1 rRNA gene (running past one end of the window) is annotated in these 1,172 nt (G+C 57.5%); it reads left to right on the plus strand.

Features of this window, described 5'->3' with window-relative positions:
- Positions 1 to 1,172 (plus strand): 23S ribosomal RNA (locus tag ABTZ91_RS33930); its annotated part runs 1,269 nt beyond the window's last position; the annotation flags it as partial.

The raw sequence follows: 1,172 nt of genomic DNA on the forward strand, positions 1-1,172 counted from the left end.
AGTAGCACGCTCAAGACCCGAAGCGGAGTGATCTAGCCATGGGCAGGTTGAAGCGGAGGTAAGACTTCGTGGAGGACCGAACCCACCAGGGTTGAAAACCTGGGGGATGACCTGTGGTTAGGGGTGAAAGGCCAATCAAACTCCGTGATAGCTGGTTCTCCCCGAAATGCATTTAGGTGCAGCGTCGTGTGTTTCTTGCCGGAGGTAGAGCACTGGATAGGCGATGGGCCCTACCGGGTTACTGACCTTAGCCAAACTCCGAATGCCGGTAAGTGAGAGCGCGGCAGTGAGACTGTGGGGGATAAGCTCCATGGTCGAGAGGGAAACAGCCCAGAGCATCGACTAAGGCCCCTAAGCGTACGCTAAGTGGGAAAGGATGTGGAGTCGCAGAGACAACCAGGAGGTTGGCTTAGAAGCAGCCACCCTTGAAAGAGTGCGTAATAGCTCACTGGTCAAGTGATTCCGCGCCGACAATGTAGCGGGGCTCAAGCGTACCGCCGAAGTCGTGTCATTGCAGCATGAGGGCCAACGCCCGCTGTGATGGGTAGGGGAGCGTCGTGTGCCGGGTGAAGCAGCCGCGGAAGCGAGTTGTGGACGGTTCACGAGTGAGAATGCAGGCATGAGTAGCGATACACACGTGAGAAACGTGTGCGCCGATTGACTAAGGGTTCCTGGGTCAAGCTGATCTGCCCAGGGTAAGTCGGGACCTAAGGCGAGGCCGACAGGCGTAGTCGATGGACAACCGGTTGATATTCCGGTACCCGCTTTGAAACGCCCAATATCGAATCCATTAATGCTAAGGCCGTGAAGCCGCCCTGGATCCTTCGGGTGAAGGGGAGTGGTGGAGCCGCCGGCCCAAGGTGGTAGTAGGTAAGCGATGGGGTGACGCAGGAAGGTAGTCCAGCCCGGGCGGTGGTTGTCCCGGGGTAAGGGTGTAGGGCGCTGTCTAGGCAAATCCGGACAGCACATAGCCTGAGACCTGATGCCGAGCCGATTGTGGTGAAGTGGATGATCCTATGCTGTCGAGAAAAGCCTCTAGCGAGTTTCATGGCGGCCCGTACCCTAAACCGACTCAGGTGGTCAGGTAGAGAATACCGAGGCGTTCGGGTGAACTATGGTTAAGGAACTCGGCAAAATGCCCCCGTAACTTCGGGAGAAGGGGGGCCACACCT

Origin of the sequence: Streptomyces sp. NPDC126499, assembly GCF_040302485.1 — a bacterium.
GTDB lineage: Bacteria > Actinomycetota > Actinomycetes > Streptomycetales > Streptomycetaceae > Streptomyces.